The following is a 299-nucleotide window of genomic DNA, read 5'->3' on the forward strand; positions in this document are numbered from 1 at the left end:
TATTACCTATACATTACTCACCCGTGCGCCACTTAGCTGACAATTATAGCAAGCTATAATCCGTTCTCGTTCGACTTGCATGTGTTAAGCACGCCGCCAGCGTTCACTCTGAGCCAGGATCAAACTCTCCATAAATTTTTGATTAAATCTTATTTAATCTTTATGTAGTGTTGAAACTGACATTTTTGTTTTTAATTACTTAATTACAAAATTATCACTCAAATTTATAGACAAGTAATAAATATTTTACTATTTATATCTTGTTTCATTTTTTTTACTTTTAACAATCATTATATTTA

1 rRNA gene is annotated in these 299 nt (G+C 29.4%); it reads right to left on the minus strand.

The features are described 5' to 3' along the window. A 16S ribosomal RNA gene (locus tag CJ670_RS09695) occupies positions 1 to 135 on the minus strand; the annotation flags it as partial. Positions 136 to 299 lie beyond the last annotated feature (164 nt).

It is taken from the genome of Arcobacter cryaerophilus gv. crypticus (assembly GCF_002993025.1).
Classification (GTDB): domain Bacteria; phylum Campylobacterota; class Campylobacteria; order Campylobacterales; family Arcobacteraceae; genus Aliarcobacter; species Aliarcobacter cryaerophilus_B.